Below are 16645 nucleotides of genomic sequence, written 5' to 3'. Positions count from 1 at the left end.
GCCGCTCTCCTAAGCTGCTTTTGCCTTGGCCGCAGCAGCGGCACCGCGCTGTGCGAACAGACGCATCAGGGCTGGGCGGAACATGTGTTCCAGCGCCCCGGCAAACAGGATCACCAATGCTTGAATGACAACGATCATGTCGCGGGTGATGGCGGGAATTTCAAAGGAAAGCTCCGCGCCTCCCTGATAGAGCACACCGAACAGGATCGAGGCCAGAATGACGCCAACCGGGTGCCCCCGTCCCATCAGTGCGACAGCAATCCCGACGAAGCCATATCCGCCGACGAACTCGGTCAGAAGACGGTGTTGCGACCCCATGATTTCATTGACGGCCATCATGCCCGCCAGACCACCCGAGATCAGCATGGTAATGATGATGATTTTCGAGGTGTTGATGCCGGCGTAAGCGGCAGCCGTCGGGTTGGCGCCAAAGGAGCGGATCTCATAGCCGAGCTTTGTACGCCAGATCACCAGCCAGACCACGAAACACATGACGAGTGCGATGAACAGCGACAGATTGACCGAGGAGGACCCAAGGTCCGCCCATGGGAACATGTCTCGCAGATAAGGCAAATGCCCCCCCGCTTCGAAATCGCGCGTCTGCGGCGACATGGAGCCCTTTTTGTGCATCACATTGACGAGCAGATAGATCATTAATGAATAAGAGATCCAGTTGAACATGATCGTCGTGATGACGATGTGACTACCACGCTTGGCCTGCAACCAGGCGGGAATAAACGCCCAGGCTGCACCCATCAGTGCTGCGCCTGCCACTGCGAATGGCATCGTCACATACCATGGCACGATGCGATCCAGCAGCAAGCAGGGAATGGCAACGCCGAGACCGCCGACATAGGCCTGCCCCTCGCCGCCGATGTTGAACAGACCAGCATGGAAGGCGACCGCCACTGCCAGTCCGGTAAAGATGAAATTGGTGGCATAAAACAGCGTAAAGCCGATGCCCTCACCATAGCCCAGCGCCCCCCAGACCAGCACCTTCACCGCTTCAAAGGGATTTTCGCCAATCAGCAAAACAACCAGCCCGGAAATCAGGAAGGCTGCTGCGAGGTTCAGCAATGGAATGAGACCGAAGTCCACCCAACGCGGCAATTGACCGCCGTTCATACTGTCTCTCCATCTACACCGGCCATCAGCAGACCCAATTCGCTTTCATCGGCATCCGGGCGGCGCTCGCCAACAATCCGTCCATCGAACATGACAAGAACCCGGTCCGCCAAGGCGCGAATTTCGTCCAGTTCGACCGAGACGAGCAGCACGCCTTTGCCTGCGTCTCGCATCTCGATCAAGCGTCGATGGATAAATTCGATCGCCCCAATATCGACGCCTCGCGTTGGCTGACCAACCAGCAGAACATTGGGGTCGGACTCAAGTTCGCGCGCCAACACCACTTTCTGCTGGTTGCCGCCGGAAAAATTGGCGGTCTTGAGCAGCGGATTGGGCGGGCGAATGTCATAGCGTTCAATTTCGGCACGTGCCGTGGCCTTGATGGCATCAATATCGAGCAACCAGCCCTTGGAATATTTGGGCAGCGTGTGATAGCCAAGAATGGAGTTTTCATATTCTGCGAAGCGGTTGATCAGCCCCATACGATGACGATCTTCCGGCACATGCGCCATATGCTTCTGGCGCATCACATCCGGCGTTGGCGTGCCTTGCGACAGATCAATCGTTTCGCCGTTGATCTTGAGAATACCGCTGTCAGCGGATCGAATGCCGGACAGCGCTTCCAGAAGCTCCGACTGGCCATTGCCAGACACCCCGGCAATGCCAACGATTTCCCCGGCCCGAACCTCCAGCGACACGTCTTTGACCACGTTGACGCCACGCTCATCGGTCACATTGAGGCCGTCAACCGACAGCACGTTTTCACGCGGTCTTGCAGGCACCTTGTCGACGCGTAGGATAACACTGCGGCCCACCATCAGCTCGGCGAGTTCTTCCATGCTGGTGTCAGCGGTCTTGCGGGTGGCAACCATTTCGCCGCGCCGCATGACTGAAACTGTATCCGTGACGGCCATGATCTCACGCAACTTGTGCGTGATCAACAGTACCGTCTTGCCCTCGTTCTTGAGAACTTCGAGAATCTTGAACAGATGATCGGCCTCAGCAGGCGTCAGCACACCGGTCGGCTCGTCCAGAATGAGGATCTCGGCCTCGCGGTAGAGGGCCTTGAGAATTTCAACGCGCTGCTGCAACCCGACTGGCAGTTTTTCGACAATCTCGTCCGGATTGACCTTCAATTCATAGTCGTCTTCCAGTCGCCGCAATTCCTTGCGCGCCTTGGAGATCGACTTGCCAAGCATGGCACCACCTTCGGCCCCCATGATGACATTTTCGACGACTGTGAACGTATCGACCAGCATAAAATGCTGGTGCACCATGCCGATGCCAAGGGAGATTGCCGTTTTGGAATCGCTGATGGCAACCTTCTTGTCATTGACCAGAATATCGCCACTGTCAGCTTGATAGAAGCCATACAAGATCGACATCAGTGTCGATTTGCCCGCCCCGTTTTCGCCAATGACCCCGTGAATGGAGCCTTTGGACACCACCATGTTGATGTCCTTGTTGGCGTGAACCGGGCCGAAGCTCTTGTTGATCCCGCGCAACTCGATTGCAGGCGCATCGTTCATGCTGCCCTCCGCATATCCGGTTTCCTCCCGAAAACCCCACGGATCACCAGACCCGTGGGGCAGATCTTGCAAGTCTTAGAAGGGGCACTTCTCATCAGAGAGATAGTCATGCACCTTGATCTTGCCGGAAATGATGTCGGCCTTCGCCTGTTCGATGGCAGACTTCATCTTCGGTGTGATCAGATCCTTGTTGTATTTGTCATACGCCCAATCCACACCGTTGTCCTTGAGGCCCATGACAACCGTGCCAGAGGTCCACTTGCCGTCCTTGGCAGCCATGAACGTGGTGTACACAGCGTTGTCGACGCGCTTGACCATGGAGGTCAGCACATTCCCCGGGTGCAGGCTGTTCTGGTTGCTGTCGACACCGATGCCAAGCTTGCCCGCATCTGCGACAGCCTGAAGAACACCGATGCCCGTGCCGCCTGCTGCGTGATAGATCACGTCCGCGCCACGATCCATCTGCGACTTGGCCAACTCACTGCCCTTGACCGGGTTAGCAAAAGCCGCACCGGTGGTGCCAGCCATGTTTTCAAACACAACGGCCTTCGGATCAGTTGCCTTGACACCCTGCTTGTAGCCACAGGCGAACTTGCGGATCAGCGGAATGTCCATACCACCGACAAAGCCAACCTTGTGAGTCTTGGAGGCAAGTGCGGCAGCCACACCGACCAAATAGGACCCCTGACCTTCGCGGAAAACGATCGAGCGAACGTTCGGCAGATCCACCACAGAATCAATAATGGCAAACTGGATCTTCGGATAATCCTTGGCGACCGCCTCGATGGCATTCGCCTGCGAGAAGCCCACGCCAATGATCGGGCTCATGCCACGACGTGCGAAATTGCGCAGGGCCTGCTCGCGCTGGCTGTCATTCTGGATTTCGAAATCGCGGAACTTGGTGCCTGTATCCTTGGCAAAGCGCTCGGCGCCCTTGTACGCAGCTTCGTTGAAAGACTTATCAAACTTACCGCCGATGTCATAAACGATCGCCGGTTTAAAGTCGGCCGCCATAGCGCCCGCCGAATACACCAGCCCAGCAAGGGCTACCCCCAACGTCAGGAGCTTTTTCATTATCGTGTCCTCCGACATACCGGGCCGCGTCTGATCGACCCTGTTCCATTTCCCTCGACCACCGTCCGGCGTTCAGGCCGAACGTGCTAAATCCGCTCCAATCCCCTCAAAAACCCCGCGTGCGAGCGTTTCATCGATGATCAGGTCGGTTATTACGCCTGAGCGCAAGGCCGCCAGGGTCGCATCGACCTTCCCGGCGCCTCCAGCCAGCGCAATTACTCTTGCTCCCCGAAGTTCTTCGAAGTGCAAACCTACGGCACGCTCTCCAAGCGAAGTCTGTGCCAATTTTCCATCAATCGTCAGAAAGCGACCGGTGACGTCGCTGACTGCTCCGCGAGTGTCCAGCTCCTGCCGTTCGGCCGGTGTGATCATACCGCGCTCAACCAGATGCGCCTCGGCACCTAACGAGCCGATCCCGATGACGAACACATCCGACCGGCGCGCCTGATCAAGCAACGTCTGGACGCTGCGCTGCTGAAGAAAAACCGTTTTTTCCTGAAGATCTTCGGCAAAATAAGGTACGGGCAGATAATAGCCTTCACCACCGGTGCGCTCTTGCAAAAGCTGCACAACATCAAAAGGGTTGGCCGACAATGTTCCTGTCAGCGATCCACAAATAGAGACGATCTGCAAGTCCTTGCGCGCCTGTCGTGGCATGGCCTCGAATGCATCTTTCAAGGTCCGCCCCATACCGACGCCAACCTGACGCACCGCCGGATCAGCGAAGATGCCAGCCAGCACCGGAGCAGCTGTAGCAGCCACCGCTCGCGAAGCGGTTATCTGATCGCCACTCCCCAAGTCGGGCGCAACAAAGCAACTGCGCAAGCCGAATTGCTGTACAATCGCATCTTCCATTTCGAGACATTCACGGGGTCGCATTTCCACCTGGAATTTGACCAGACCAGTTTTCTGGGCGTGGGCGATCAGGCGATGAACCTTGGCGGGAGAGATTCCGAGACGACCAGCAATCGCGCCCTGCGTTTGCCCCCCTACAAAGGAGAGCCACGCGGCCCGTATTGCCATGTGATCGGTCAGGTCTTCGGCGCGTCCCTGCATGTGCTTTCAGGTTCTCCACAGCAACCCGACGCCCTCTCCACCCCAGCGGATCCAACGTCACCCACAGACACTCTCAGGCCTCATGGGGACTTATCATTCGGCACGAACAACAAGCGAAAATTTCTTCACGGCCTGAGAATTCTTGCAAGAAGTGCCTGTCCCTGACCCATCCGTCAAGACGAAAACCGAGTAATTTACCGAGTCTTTCTAATGTTTTTATGTCAATGGCGTCGTTCGCAGCAGGGTGATGATCCGTCAGGCAGAGACTTGAATGAATTGCCCATGAACTAGGCGACGACTCTTCTTCATGACACATCCTCCCTGACGGAAAGCATCGCAATACACATCCCGTCAACTTGCCACTTCACCCCAAACCCCAAACCCCAAACCCCAAACCCCAAACCCCAAACCCCAAACCCCAAACCCCAAACCAAGGCGATCAGATGACGTTTTTGAAGCGCTTTTTGGAAAGTAACAAGTAAATGAACTCGAAATAAAACGAATCAGCTATTCTTTATGACTATAAAAATCTTAAGACCCAGATGAATTCTGCATTTATCACAAGGATATAATCGGCATTATTTAAAATACAGAGAAACGAAGCAATAAGAACTTCCTATTCTAATCGTTTCCGGGAGGTGTGGAAAACAGAGTTTCAAAACCTGGAAAAGGAGACCCTGTCATGCGTCTGGATTGGAACACCCGTGCCCTCACGCCTTTCGGCGCGCTGTTGGTTATCGCGCTCTCGAGCCTCTTGCAGCCCTCCCTTTCAATTGCCCAGCCCGCCGCTCTGCAAGTCAAATCGCCGCTCTTGCAAGCGTATGATCCGGAAACCGAAGTCGATGTGGAGTTGATCCTCGCGGTCGACATCTCTCAATCAATGGATCCCGACGAACAAAAGGTCCAGCGCGCCGGATATGTCGCCGCTCTGACGTCGGAAGAAGTTCTGAAGGCCGTCAAATATGGACCGATCGGCCGGATCGCCATCACTTACATGGAATGGGGTGGAGCCTACGAGCAATATACGGTTGCCGACTGGACCGTGATCAAGGACGCGGAAACCGCCAGTGCTTTCGCCACGCAAATCGCAGAGGCTCCCTTAAGGCAAGTTCAAAGAACTTCGATTGCAGCAGCCCTCAGCAAAGCGGTCGAGTTGATCGAGACCAATCAATACGAAGGATTGCGCCGTGTTATCGATATTTCCGGAGATGGCCCGAACAATCAGGGAGGCTCCGTCACCAAGGAACGCGATCATGCCTGGTGCGCGCTGGCATCACCATCAACGGTCTGCCCTTGATGCTGAAATCCGAGGAAGCGCGCTGGCAGTCTATGCTGGATCTCGATCAATATTATAAGGACTGTGTGATCGGCGGCCCGGGCGCATTTGCCATTCCCGTCCGTTCCAAACGGGGCTTTGCGAATGCCGTGCGCATGAAACTCGTCATGGAAATAGCCGGATTGACCTTTCAGGACCCGCTTGTGCGAAAAGCCAGCAGCAGGACCAAGCGGGTCATGTGCGCCGCGTATGATTGACAACGTCCGGCCCATTCAGCTTTGCCCGAAAGATCCGTTAGCCCCTTGATTTAGCGTATCAAACCAAGGGGACCGCTCCCTCTTTGAATGTCTCTGCCCCCAGGGGCAGACTTGGGCAAAATACGTCGTCCGCTGTCAGTCCTCCCGCCGAGGACGGCAAAGCTCGTCGGTTTTTATCACCGCATCTGCAAAAGCGGTTGCTTCCGTTTCACGAAAAAGGGATGTAGTTTCCATCAGATCTTGCGATCGGCATCCGCTTTCTGATCAGCGCGCGTCGGCATGGCTCATGTCAGGAGGGGCGTCGCAGCATCCCAGCGGACCGGACGCATCTTGGAGAGGAAACGTCTGAATGCCTTCACGTCCCCAACTCGCGCTTGTCGCTCATGACGCGAAAAAGGATGCCATGGTCGAATTTGCCATCCGGCATTTCGACAAGCTTGTCGAATTCAAGATCTTCGCGACCGGCACCACTGGCAGCCGCATTCTGGAGGCATGTCCGCAACTTGATGTGACGCCGTTGAAAAGCGGCCCTTTGGGAGGCGACCAGCAGATTGGCGCAATGATTGCTCAAGGCGAACTCACCGGCCTTGTTTTCTTTATCGATCCTCTCAGTGCCATGCCGCATGATGTTGATGTAAAAGCACTGATGCGCCTCGCCGTTGTTTATGAGCTGCCAATGGCGCTCAACCGCTCTACGGCCGATATTCTTCTCCGCTCTGCCCGCCTCAAGGGTCTCAAAAGCACGTCAAACACTCCTGAAGTCGAAATTTCCAGAACATGAATTTTTCAACCCCTTCCAGCTACGCCTTTCCCGTTCTTGTTGCCGACATTGGCGGTACGAATGCGCGCTTCTCCCTGATTCTGGATCAGTCTTCAGATGCAGTGACGCCGGATTCTGTCACCACGTCAGATTTCCCGAGCATCGTTGAAGCCATTCAGGCGGCCTTCAAGAATGAAGATGCCCCCAGTCCGAAGACCATCATCGCCGCCGTTGCGGGTCCGGTGACCGGGGACAAGATCTCCCTGACGAATGCAGACTGGGTCATCGAACCGCGCAAAATGATCGCAGCGCTCGACGATCTTGTGGAAGTGGTCATTCTCAATGATTTTGAAGCACAGGCGCTTGCGCTGCCCGTGCTTGATGAAAGCGCCATCACTCAGGTCGGCGGTGGTGAACTGATTGAAGACGCGACCAAGTTTGTTCTGGGGCCGGGGACGGGCCTTGGAGCCGCGGCGCTGATCCACGTTACCGGAACATGGGTTCCAGTACCCGGCGAAGGCGGTCACGTGGAATTGGGGCCCGTCGGTGCAGACGAATATCGCATCTGGGAGCAGATCACGCCTGTTGGCGGACGCCTTGGCGCCGAGCAATTGGTCAGCGGCACCGGCCTGCCTCGTCTTGCGGCAGGAGTTGCAAAGGCCGCTGGCGTCAACGATTACGACAAGACCTCTGCCGAGATCACCAAGGCCGCCATGGACGGCGATGAAATCGCGGCCAAAGCCTTGACGATTTTCTCACGTGCCCTCGGTCGGCTGGCCGGCGACTTCGCCCTGACGGTGCTGGCGCGCGGCGGGGTGTATCTGACGGGCGGGGTCACGACAAAGATCGAACCCTTTTTGATGAATGGCTCGTTTCGGGAAGCCTTCGAGGCCAAGGCACCGCATGACAAATTGATGAAAACCATACCGACTTTCATCATTACTCATGACAATCCGGCCTTGGAAGGGCTGACAGCCTTTGCGCGGCATCCAACGAATTTCGCCATGGATACCGAGCACCGTTCCTGGAAGGCCTTTGACGCGGCATCTGACTGAGCCGCTCATGGTTTGTATCCCGCCCTTCACAACTGCACTGCCTATTGATGCGGTGCTGGCCGATTTGTTGTCGGCGCTGAAGATGCATGCCTGCGCTATCTTGCTGGCAGACCCCGGCGCGGGCAAGACGACCCGTGTGCCCTTGGCGCTTCTGTCAGCAGACTGGATCGGTCAGTCCCGGATCCTCGTGTTGGAACCTCGTCGTCTGGCTGCCCGTGCCGCCGCACACCGCATGGCCGGGGAGCTGGGAGAACCGGTTGGAGAGACCGTCGGCTACCGTGTCCGCATGGACAGCCGTGTCAGCAAACGCACACGCATTGAGGTGGTCACCGAAGGGGTCTTCACCCGGCTTGTTCTCGACGATCCCGAACTGAGCGGCATCGGCGCGGTCCTGTTTGATGAGTTTCACGAACGCTCGCTCGACGGCGATCTGGGTCTGGCGCTTGCGCTGGACGTACAGGCCGCCCTGCGACCGGACCTGCGCATTGTGCCAATGTCGGCGACCATGGACACGAAAGCCCTCTCGACCCTGCTGGGTGATTGTCCGGTTATCGAGAGCAAGGGCCGCAGTTACCCCGTAGAGACAATCTATCTGGGACGTCAGAGCGAGCAAAGAATCGAAGATCAGGTTGCTGCCGCTATCCGCCAAGCCCTTCAAGAACAGACCGGTTCGTTGCTGGTTTTCTTGCCCGGACAAGCGGAAATCCTGCGCACGGCTCGACTGCTCGACCGTCACCTGCCCGCCCATTGCCACATCACCCCGCTTTATGGCGCTCTGGAGGGCAAGATGCAGGATGCAGCCATTCATCCGCCTGAGCCGGGCCACCGCAAGATCGTGCTGGCCACGTCCATCGCCCAGACGTCGCTGACCCTTCAGGGTATTCGTGTCGTCATCGACAGCGGCCTCAGCCGGGTGCCACGCTATGAACCGCAAACCGGCCTGACACGGCTGGAGACCATTCGCAGTTCACGTGCCGCCGCCGACCAGCGCCGGGGCCGTGCGGGCCGAACCGAGGCCGGCGTTTGCTACAGGCTTTGGCATGAACCGCAGACCTCCAGCCTGCCCGCACAAGAACCACCTGAAATCCTTGAAGCTGACCTGTCCAGGCTGGCACTGGATCTGGCCGCGTGGGGTACACTCGACCCTGAACAGCTGGCATTTCTTGACAGACCACCAAGCGGGGCCTGGCAGGAGGCTATCGCCTTGCTGCAAGCATTGGGTGCGCTGGATACATCACATCTGCTTACCCGCGAAGGCAAAGCACTGGCCCGCCTGCCCTTGCCGCCAAGGCTGGGACATATGCTGCACCGGGCGGTGGAGGCTGACACACTGACCACTGCGGCGACACTGGCCGCGCTGTTGTCTGATCCCGGCATCGGTGGACGTGATCAGGATATTCGCGTGCGGCTTAACCATCTGCGCAATGACAAGACGCCGCGTGCTCGTGAAGCCCGAGCTTTGGCAACACGCTGGGCAAAACTCGCCGGTGCGACGCCCCCCGCCTCGCATATTGACCCGGAGGACGCTGGGCGCTTGCTGGCCCTTGCCTATCCAGACCGGGTGGCTCAGGCCCGAGGGCAGCGTGGCCGCTACCGGCTAGCAAACGGGCGCGGTGCAGAACTGCCGCAGGAACACCCTCTAGCCGATGAAGCCTTTCTGGTGGTCGCCGATATTCAAGGCAAGGCCGCGAACGGACGCATCCGGCTTGCAGCTCCAATCACCAAGCGAGACATCGAAACCCTTTTTGCCGATCAGATTGCGTCTGTCGATGACGTCACACTGGATCGCAACGGAACATTGAGAGCCAATCGCATACGGCGCTATCTGGCCGTTGATCTGGACAACCAGATCATTCAGTCGCCAGATCCGGAAGCCGTGGTTGCCGCTTTGGTGCGCGAGGTTCGACGCAAGGGAATTGACCGATTGCCATGGAGCCGCGACCAGCAACGCCTGATGCGCCGCGTCGCCTATGTGCGGAATCTTGGCGAAGACGATTTGCCGGACCTTGCTGCTGAAACCCTTGCGGCCGATCTGGACCACTGGCTTGCGCCTTTTCTTGTCGGTAAGACGCAGGTGTCGCAGATTGATGCAGACTGCCTTGGTCAGGCGCTGCAAATGCTTCTTCCCTATGACGCCGCGGCTCGCATTGATGCGCTCGCTCCCTCGCATTTCACCGCGCCGACGGGATCACGCCTTGCTATCGACTATAGCAGTGCAGGCGGTCCAACCATTTCGGTCAGGGTGCAGGAGCTGTTTGGCCTGACGACGCACCCTTCAGTCTGCAATGGCCGATTGCCACTGACGCTTGAACTCTTGTCTCCGGCGCATCGCCCCATCCAGATCACACGTGATCTGCCCGGTTTCTGGGCCGGGTCGTGGCGCGACGTCAAAGCCGACATGAAAGGCCGTTACCCACGCCACAACTGGCCGGATGATCCGACAGAAGCCGAAGCGACCCGCCGCACCAAGGCACGCAAGGACAAGTAAAAGCCGAAGCGCTGGAAATAAGGCCAATATCGTATATCCATTGAAGATGGAAAAACTGGTCCTTAAGATATTTCGGCTCATAGTCGTTAGGGTGAGAGCGAACATATCCGCTTTTATTGGGGGCACGAACCGCAAAGCCACGCTTGGTGCAGATCAAACGCACTGGTCGTGACGTTCTAAGATCTTTTATTTTGCCATGGGGCCGGGAAAATGGACCGCGAATTCTTTGTCAGATCGTTGGCGGACCGATCCACTCTTCCGTGGCACTCTTTGCAGCGCCATCTGGAAAAGCCCGAAATCAGCATTCCCCCAGCACTTGAATTGCTGGGCCGTGCCGCTCGGGGTTTACCGATCAGCCTCAACGAACCGCTGGCACTTTTCTACAGCGTACACCTGTTGGGGGCGCTCAAAGTGGCTGACGCTTTCGACCCGCTGATTACGTTGCTGACGGGCGATGAACGGCGTGCTGCGTCAATTTTTGGCGACGCCATCGGCGATACGCTTCCCCGCGCCTTGATGGGGCTTTCTGCCTTCAAGGCCGATGCCCTCTGGTCGCAGATCATCGACCCACACACCGACTGGATCATCCGCGATGCCTTCATGCGCGCCTGGATCCATGAAGTCATAGAGGGGCGGTTTCAGATGTTCCGTGCTGCGGACAAGTTGCGGCAGTTTCCGGTGCTTGTATCTGAGAATGATGAGCCAATGATCTGGGGAACCTGGCTCACGGCCATCGCGGATCTCGGGCTGAAATCACTGGAGCCACTGGTTCGGGAGATGTTCAAACATAGCAAGCTCGATACGTCTGGTTTCGGATTTCTGCAAAGCGATCTCGATGAATTCCGCGAAGACATGGCTGAAGCTTCGGAAAAGCTGGAGGCAGCCCCGGAAGACAAAAGGGAATGGAGACGCGAGAAGGGCTATATCGCCTTTGCAGCAACGCAAGCGGATTTCACCCTTGCTGCACGCTACGCGCCGGTGCGTGCTGTCGATCACGGAGTTCCATTGGACACAGGCCGCCGAGGACAGCCAAGACTACACACCAGATCGCCTGCCGCTCAGTTTTATCCGCAAGCCGCCAGATCCTGATCAGAGCTGACACCGAGGCCTCGCCTCGCGCTTCCCAATAAAAAATGCGCTCGCCCAAAGGCGGAGCGCATTTCAACATTCTGCACCTCACCCATATGGGTGATACAAAAGCCTGACTTAGGCTTCGACAGAGTCAGCAGCCAAAGATTGAAGCTCTGCATAGTGATCAAGGCCGATGCGTTCGATCAGTTCCAACTGGGTTTTGGGAAGTCGATATGGCCTTCCTCGTCAGCCAGAAGTTCTTCAAACAACTTCTTGGAGACATAATCTCCAGCCTCTACGCACACCTTATAGGCCTCTGCGTAGAGCGCCTGTGCTGCATATTCGGCGGCCAGATCGCACTCGATGCAATCTTTCAGGCTTGTTCCGATCCGCAATTCAGAGAGTGTTTGCATTTCAGGCGAACCACCGAGAAAGATAATCCGGTCGATCAGGCGATCGGCATGATCACGCTCTTCCTGACTTTCTTCCATTTCCTTGGCGGCAAGACGCCCATGGCCCCAGTCAGCAAACAGGCGCGAATGAAGCCAGAACTGGTTCACCACCGCCAACTCGTGCTGTAGCGACTTGTTCAAATAGTCGATGACACGCGTGTCGCCCTTCATGGACGTGATCTCCATCTAAAATTCATTGCATCTTGAAGACCATATTCCACACCTGCACACAAGCACAAAATAGAATAGTTCTAAACTAAGCTGAATTTTCCAGGAGAGCGAAGATCAAATAAACCGGACCCTGAAGTCGCGGGCAGGCAGGTAGCGGCAACACCACCCGGCCTCAACGCACCGCTGCGGCAAGCTTCTGCTTGATCTGGCAGCACGGCATTGCCTCGTCTGCGGACTGGTGCGTCGTATCGTCGTGGATCTGCTGAATAACGCCCGGAAAACAATTGCCGCACCGAGGACGACAGCCAAGCTTCCGGAAAACAGCTCCCGGCGTTGGCACTTTGCCATCCGGGTCCTGACGCATCTCTTCAGCAGTCTTGCGCAATTGCCGGTCCGACAGCACATTACAAGAGCAAACAATCATGAAAAGAGACCTGTTTGTTTCACGGTGATCAGCACTCTGGCATAATCAATTCAGCTATGCATAATTAAAGTGCCATCCAAGAGTCAACTTTTTATGACTCAAGACGTTCCCAATCAAGGCCCAAACCGATGAAAAGCACATCTTCTGCCGACGAACGACGCACTCTGGTCCTGACCGGAGCGAGCCGTGGCATCGGTCACGCCACCGTCAAGCGCTTCTCCGCCGGGGGCTGGCGCGTGATTACGTGCTCTCGTCATCCTTTCTCAGACAAATGCCCATGGCCGATGGGCCCCGAGGACCACATTCAAGTGGACCTGTCAGACCCGGACAGCCTTCTGTCCGCGATCGAAGACATCAAGGAGCGCCTGGAACCGCACGGCGGTCGACTGGATGCGCTGATCAACAATGCGGGCATCAGCCCCAAGGGCCCCAAGGGCGAGCGTCCCGATCTCGCTGACCACTGAGATGTCCATGTGGCATGACGTGTTTCAGGTCAATTTCTTCGCGCCCATCATGCTGGGTCGCGGCCTGTTTCAGGAATTGAAAAACACCCAGGGCTCTATCGTCAACGTCACGTCAATCGCCGGATCACGCGTCCATCCATTTGCCGGGACGGCCTATGCCACCTCGAAGGCAGCACTCTCGTCGTTGACCCGCGAAATGGCAGCCGATTTCGGACCGCACGGCATTCGTGTGAACGCCATTGCTCCGGGAGAGATTGACACGTCGATCTTATCGTCAAGGCACAGAAAAAATCGTCGAAGGCATCCCCCTGCGCCGTATGGGCCGGCCCGATGAGGTCGCAGAAACAATCTATTTCCTTTGCACGGCCTCGTCGTCCTATGTCACCGGGTCCGAAATCCACATCAATGGCGGCCAACACGTCTAGGCCTGTGGAAAACCTACAAACCACCTAAACGTTTTCAAGCCGACGCTGGTCTCCAGACGTCGGCTTTTTACTGTAAATCTCACCAATACTCTTTAAAAATCAAACATATCTTTCACCCTTCCAGCACTCAACAAGTCAAGCGGAGGCATTAGACTCACGAAGCCGGGCACCGACCCACCTTAGTGATTCCAAGAGGGTTTTCCGATGATCATGAAAACTTTAGAGAACAGAAGTGACTGAAGTTAATCTCAGATTCACTCGTGATCGACACTTTTACTCATAACAGTCAGGCACTCTTTGGTCGGAGCTCATTCATGTTGTCGGTAAAACGGTTTTTCACGAACCTGCGAATTGTTCTAAAAGTTTGCGGAGGTTTCGGCGCAATTCTGCTTCTTTTGGCCGTTGTCGGCGGCGTTGGTCTCTTTGCCATGTCAGGTGTGTCCAAACGCACCAACACCTCGGAAATGGCGACCCAATCGCTTGTGGACCTGCAATCGGCGATGGCCGCGCAAAGCGCATTTCTAAGCCAGCCTTGCCAAGACACATCTGCAACGACCACCGCAGCGCTTGAAAAGCTGGGCAAGACCCTGAGCACCTTGCGTCTCAACATCGACAAGAGCGCACAGGCTGAACTCGCTACGACCCGCGACCTGGCGACCCAGCTTGAAAATAATTTTGAAAGCTTGAGCAAGACCGTCATCGACCAGCGTGCCAGCTTGAGCGAATTGCTCGATTCGGCCTCGCAACTCAGCAAGCTCACCGCAATGGTCAGCGATACGGCAGCCAAAAAACAAGAAGAGGCTGTCTCCGAAGCCAAGGGCGCGCAGGAATTGCAGAAGGTCGCCCAAGCGGCTGAACAGAACCTGTCGCATATTCAGAAAACCATCGTCGGCCTCGACAAGCGCTTCGGAACATTTGGCAGCTACAACGAAGCCGACATGACGGCTGACGTTCAAAAGAAAATCATGGCGGACATCAAGTCGATGCAGGACACCGTCAAGACTTTGAACGGTGAACACCTCGACCTGTTGAAGTCCATCAACTTCAAGGGCATTGCAGACAATCTGGCTAAGCTGGCAACAACCCTGCCAGACATGTTGACCGAACATAACTTCTTTCAGAAGAAGACCAAGCAGCGCCAGATCGGCACCTTCATCACCATGGTGAAGACGGAAACCAATGCAGCACGTCTGATCGCTTTTGAGAAGATCAACAGCGAGTTGACCAAGGCTGTCGGTGCCGAAAAGCAATTGACCCTGATGTCCTCGCTTGATCATCAGGCAGGCTTGGCCGCGCGCTACACTGCGGCAATCCGTGCCGACATGATCTCGTTCCTTTATTCCCCGAACGGCGCGGACATTGCAGGTATCGAAAAACTGACATCCAACCTGTCGGATGCAGCAACCGCACTGTCCAACACACCGAACTTGCCGCAGGACCTGACCAAAGACATCCAGGCCATGCCGGCGCTGATCACCAATTTCGGTGACGTGTTCAAGAAGCTCGCCGCATCCCGCGAAGCGGTAAAGGCCAAGATCGCGCAGAACGATACCGCGCTTCAGACCCTGAAGCATCAGATCTCCAACATCGTCTTTGCACAAGGGGCCGCAACACGGACTGTTTCGCAGACCGCTTTCTGGGCCATCTCGATCGCCACACTTGGTGCACTGCTGGTCGGCGTTCTGGTCTGTTTCGGCCTGACCCTGCTGATCTCGCATCCGGTAACCCGGATCACCGCAATCATGGACCGCCTCGCTGCCGGCGACACGGAAGTCGACGTCATCGGTCAGGATCGCAAGGATGAAATCGGTGCCATGAGCCGAACGGTTCAGGTGTTCAAGGACAATGCCATTGAACGCCGTGAGCTTCAGGCGGCGGCCGATGAAGATCATCAGCGCCAGCAGAAGCGTCAGCAGCAGATTGAAATGCTGATCAACACTTTCCGCGAGGCATCCGCCAGTGCCTTCTCGACGGTCGATGCCACTGCGCACAGCCTTGACGAGACCGCTCACTCGCTGACGGAAATTGCCAAGCAGAGTTCCTCCCACTCCTCGCAGACGCTGGAAGCCACCAACACAGCGGCACAAAGTGTGCAATCGGTTGCCGGTGCGACGGAAGAATTGGCGAGTTCCATCGGTGAAATTTCTCGCCGTGTGAGCCAGACAAGCGACGTCATAGGCAGAGCCACAAGCGGTATGCATGCGACCAACGAAAAGGTCACAGGCCTTGCCGATGCGGCCACCAAGATCGGTGAAGTGGTCAGCCTCATTCAGGCGATCGCCGAACAGACCAACCTTCTGGCCCTGAACGCCACCATTGAGGCAGCGCGTGCAGGCGATGCCGGTCGTGGCTTCGCAGTTGTTGCAGCAGAAGTGAAAGAACTGGCCGCACAGACAGCCAAGGCCACTGAGGAAATTTCCAGCCAGATCACTGCGATCCAGCAGGCGACAAAGGGCTCGGTGGATGCGATTTCCGAGATCACCAGCGTCATCGAGGAGGTCAATGACTACGCCTCCGGCATTGCCGCCGCAGTGGAACAGCAGGGCGCCTCAACCAACGAAATTTCGGAAAACGTTCAGATGACGGCGCGAAGCACCAATGAAGTGAGCGCCAACATGGGCAACCTGTCCAATGCGGTCAATCAGACGAGCCAGTCGGCCAGCATGGTTCTGACAGCCTCCAACGACCTGACCTCACAGACAGAACTGCTCAAGTCCGAAGTCGAGCGTTTCCTGAATGGCGTGACCGCCGCCTGATCAACGCAGGTCGCTTTCAAAAACCAAACAAGGCGCGGACAATCAATGTCCGCGCCTTGTTTGGTTGGGCATCATGGTCGCCGGTTTCAGCGCAGAACAGCCAGCACTACGATAATGATGGCGAGAACAATCAAGCCCCACATATAAGGCCCACCCAAGAACCCGCGTCCGGCTGCCACCTCGATTTCCTGTTCCGTTTTTTCGATTTCGTCGTCAACCATTACGGATCTCCTTCCGTCACTCTTGAGTGTGAAACGGCATG

13 protein-coding genes and 2 pseudogenes are annotated in these 16645 nt (G+C 56.5%); 8 read left to right on the top strand and 7 right to left on the bottom strand.

Features of this window, described 5'->3' with window-relative positions; genetic code table 11:
* Positions 1-9 precede the first annotated feature (9 nt).
* The 4 genes from AC0L7U_RS14200 to AC0L7U_RS14185 form a co-directional block, all read right to left on the bottom strand.
* The gene (locus tag AC0L7U_RS14200) at positions 10-1125 is read right to left on the bottom strand and encodes an ABC transporter permease (protein WP_473691589.1); all 1116 of its coding nucleotides are present in this window, start codon (positions 1123-1125) and stop codon (positions 10-12) included.
* On the bottom strand, positions 1122-2654 hold the full coding sequence (locus AC0L7U_RS14195; protein ID WP_473691588.1) for an ABC transporter ATP-binding protein: 1533 nt from the start codon (positions 2652-2654) through the stop codon (positions 1122-1124). The genes AC0L7U_RS14200 and AC0L7U_RS14195 overlap by 4 nt, the downstream gene beginning before the upstream one ends.
* 75 nt (positions 2655-2729) lie before the next feature.
* The gene (locus AC0L7U_RS14190; RefSeq protein ID WP_473691586.1) at positions 2730-3728 is read right to left on the bottom strand and encodes a BMP family lipoprotein; all 999 of its coding nucleotides are present in this window, start codon (positions 3726-3728) and stop codon (positions 2730-2732) included.
* A 72-nt stretch (positions 3729-3800) separates the two neighbouring features.
* On the bottom strand, positions 3801-4784 hold the full coding sequence (locus tag AC0L7U_RS14185; RefSeq protein WP_473691584.1) for a sugar-binding transcriptional regulator: 984 nt from the start codon (positions 4782-4784) through the stop codon (positions 3801-3803).
* 682 nt (positions 4785-5466) lie between these two features.
* Here AC0L7U_RS14185 and AC0L7U_RS14180 point away from each other — a divergent pair.
* From AC0L7U_RS14180 to AC0L7U_RS14155, 6 genes are all read left to right on the top strand, one after another.
* A complete protein-coding gene (locus AC0L7U_RS14180) occupies positions 5467-6081 on the top strand; it encodes a DUF1194 domain-containing protein (RefSeq protein WP_473691582.1) in 615 nt (204 codons plus the stop codon).
* Positions 6045-6317: a DUF1194 domain-containing protein gene (locus AC0L7U_RS14175; RefSeq protein ID WP_473691580.1), complete on the top strand. Its 273-nt coding sequence runs from the start codon at positions 6045-6047 to the stop codon at positions 6315-6317. Before AC0L7U_RS14180 ends, AC0L7U_RS14175 begins: the two co-directional genes overlap by 37 nt.
* 349 nt (positions 6318-6666) lie before the next feature.
* A complete protein-coding gene (locus AC0L7U_RS14170; protein WP_473691579.1) occupies positions 6667-7098 on the top strand; it encodes a methylglyoxal synthase in 432 nt (143 codons plus the stop codon).
* The gene (gene glk / locus AC0L7U_RS14165; RefSeq protein WP_473691578.1) at positions 7095-8132 is read left to right on the top strand and encodes a glucokinase; all 1038 of its coding nucleotides are present in this window, start codon (positions 7095-7097) and stop codon (positions 8130-8132) included. The genes AC0L7U_RS14170 and glk overlap by 4 nt, the downstream gene beginning before the upstream one ends.
* 7 nt (positions 8133-8139) lie before the next feature.
* Complete coding sequence (gene hrpB / locus AC0L7U_RS14160; RefSeq protein WP_473691576.1) at positions 8140-10620, top strand: ATP-dependent helicase HrpB; 2481 nt, start codon at positions 8140-8142, stop codon at positions 10618-10620.
* Between the two features lie 210 nt (positions 10621-10830).
* Positions 10831-11709: a hypothetical protein gene (locus AC0L7U_RS14155; protein ID WP_473691574.1), complete on the top strand. Its 879-nt coding sequence runs from the start codon at positions 10831-10833 to the stop codon at positions 11707-11709.
* Between the two features lie 117 nt (positions 11710-11826).
* Here the strand turns inward: AC0L7U_RS14155 and bfr are convergent.
* A pseudogene (gene bfr, locus AC0L7U_RS14150) lies at positions 11827-12314 on the bottom strand (bacterioferritin).
* A 172-nt stretch (positions 12315-12486) separates the two neighbouring features.
* Complete coding sequence (locus tag AC0L7U_RS14145) at positions 12487-12738, bottom strand: (2Fe-2S)-binding protein (RefSeq protein WP_473691573.1); 252 nt, start codon at positions 12736-12738, stop codon at positions 12487-12489.
* 128 nt (positions 12739-12866) lie between these two features.
* Here AC0L7U_RS14145 and AC0L7U_RS14140 point away from each other — a divergent pair.
* Both AC0L7U_RS14140 and AC0L7U_RS14135 read left to right on the top strand, forming a co-directional pair.
* A pseudogene (locus AC0L7U_RS14140) lies at positions 12867-13627 on the top strand (SDR family NAD(P)-dependent oxidoreductase).
* Between the two features lie 314 nt (positions 13628-13941).
* Positions 13942-16383, top strand: coding sequence for a methyl-accepting chemotaxis protein (locus tag AC0L7U_RS14135; protein WP_473691571.1), 2442 nt, complete (start codon positions 13942-13944; stop codon positions 16381-16383).
* Between the two features lie 86 nt (positions 16384-16469).
* Here AC0L7U_RS14135 and AC0L7U_RS14130 read toward each other — a convergent pair whose 3' ends face one another.
* Positions 16470-16604, bottom strand: coding sequence for a hypothetical protein (locus tag AC0L7U_RS14130; RefSeq protein ID WP_473691569.1), 135 nt, complete (start codon positions 16602-16604; stop codon positions 16470-16472).
* Between the last annotated feature and the right edge of the window lie 41 nt (positions 16605-16645).

The sequence above is a fragment of the Roseibium sp. 10G30-5 genome (assembly GCF_055809635.1).
The sequence above is the reverse complement of the archived record's forward strand: the minus strand, read 5'-3'. Positions and strand labels throughout refer to the sequence as shown.

Coding starts and splice junctions, on each gene's coding strand:
- AC0L7U_RS14200 (WP_473691589.1), bottom strand. CDS start 1,125: ATGAACGGCGGTCAATTGCCGCGTTGGGTGGACTTCGGTCTCATTCCA.
- AC0L7U_RS14195 (WP_473691588.1), bottom strand. CDS start 2,654: ATGAACGATGCGCCTGCAATCGAGTTGCGCGGGATCAACAAGAGCTTC.
- AC0L7U_RS14190 (WP_473691586.1), bottom strand. CDS start 3,728: ATGAAAAAGCTCCTGACGTTGGGGGTAGCCCTTGCTGGGCTGGTGTAT.
- AC0L7U_RS14185 (WP_473691584.1), bottom strand. CDS start 4,784: ATGCAGGGACGCGCCGAAGACCTGACCGATCACATGGCAATACGGGCC.
- AC0L7U_RS14180 (WP_473691582.1), top strand. CDS start 5,467: ATGCGTCTGGATTGGAACACCCGTGCCCTCACGCCTTTCGGCGCGCTG.
- AC0L7U_RS14170 (WP_473691579.1), top strand. CDS start 6,667: ATGCCTTCACGTCCCCAACTCGCGCTTGTCGCTCATGACGCGAAAAAG.
- glk (WP_473691578.1), top strand. CDS start 7,095: ATGAATTTTTCAACCCCTTCCAGCTACGCCTTTCCCGTTCTTGTTGCC.
- hrpB (WP_473691576.1), top strand. CDS start 8,140: ATGGTTTGTATCCCGCCCTTCACAACTGCACTGCCTATTGATGCGGTG.
- AC0L7U_RS14155 (WP_473691574.1), top strand. CDS start 10,831: ATGGACCGCGAATTCTTTGTCAGATCGTTGGCGGACCGATCCACTCTT.
- AC0L7U_RS14145 (WP_473691573.1), bottom strand. CDS start 12,738: ATGATTGTTTGCTCTTGTAATGTGCTGTCGGACCGGCAATTGCGCAAG.
- AC0L7U_RS14135 (WP_473691571.1), top strand. CDS start 13,942: ATGTTGTCGGTAAAACGGTTTTTCACGAACCTGCGAATTGTTCTAAAA.
- AC0L7U_RS14130 (WP_473691569.1), bottom strand. CDS start 16,604: ATGGTTGACGACGAAATCGAAAAAACGGAACAGGAAATCGAGGTGGCA.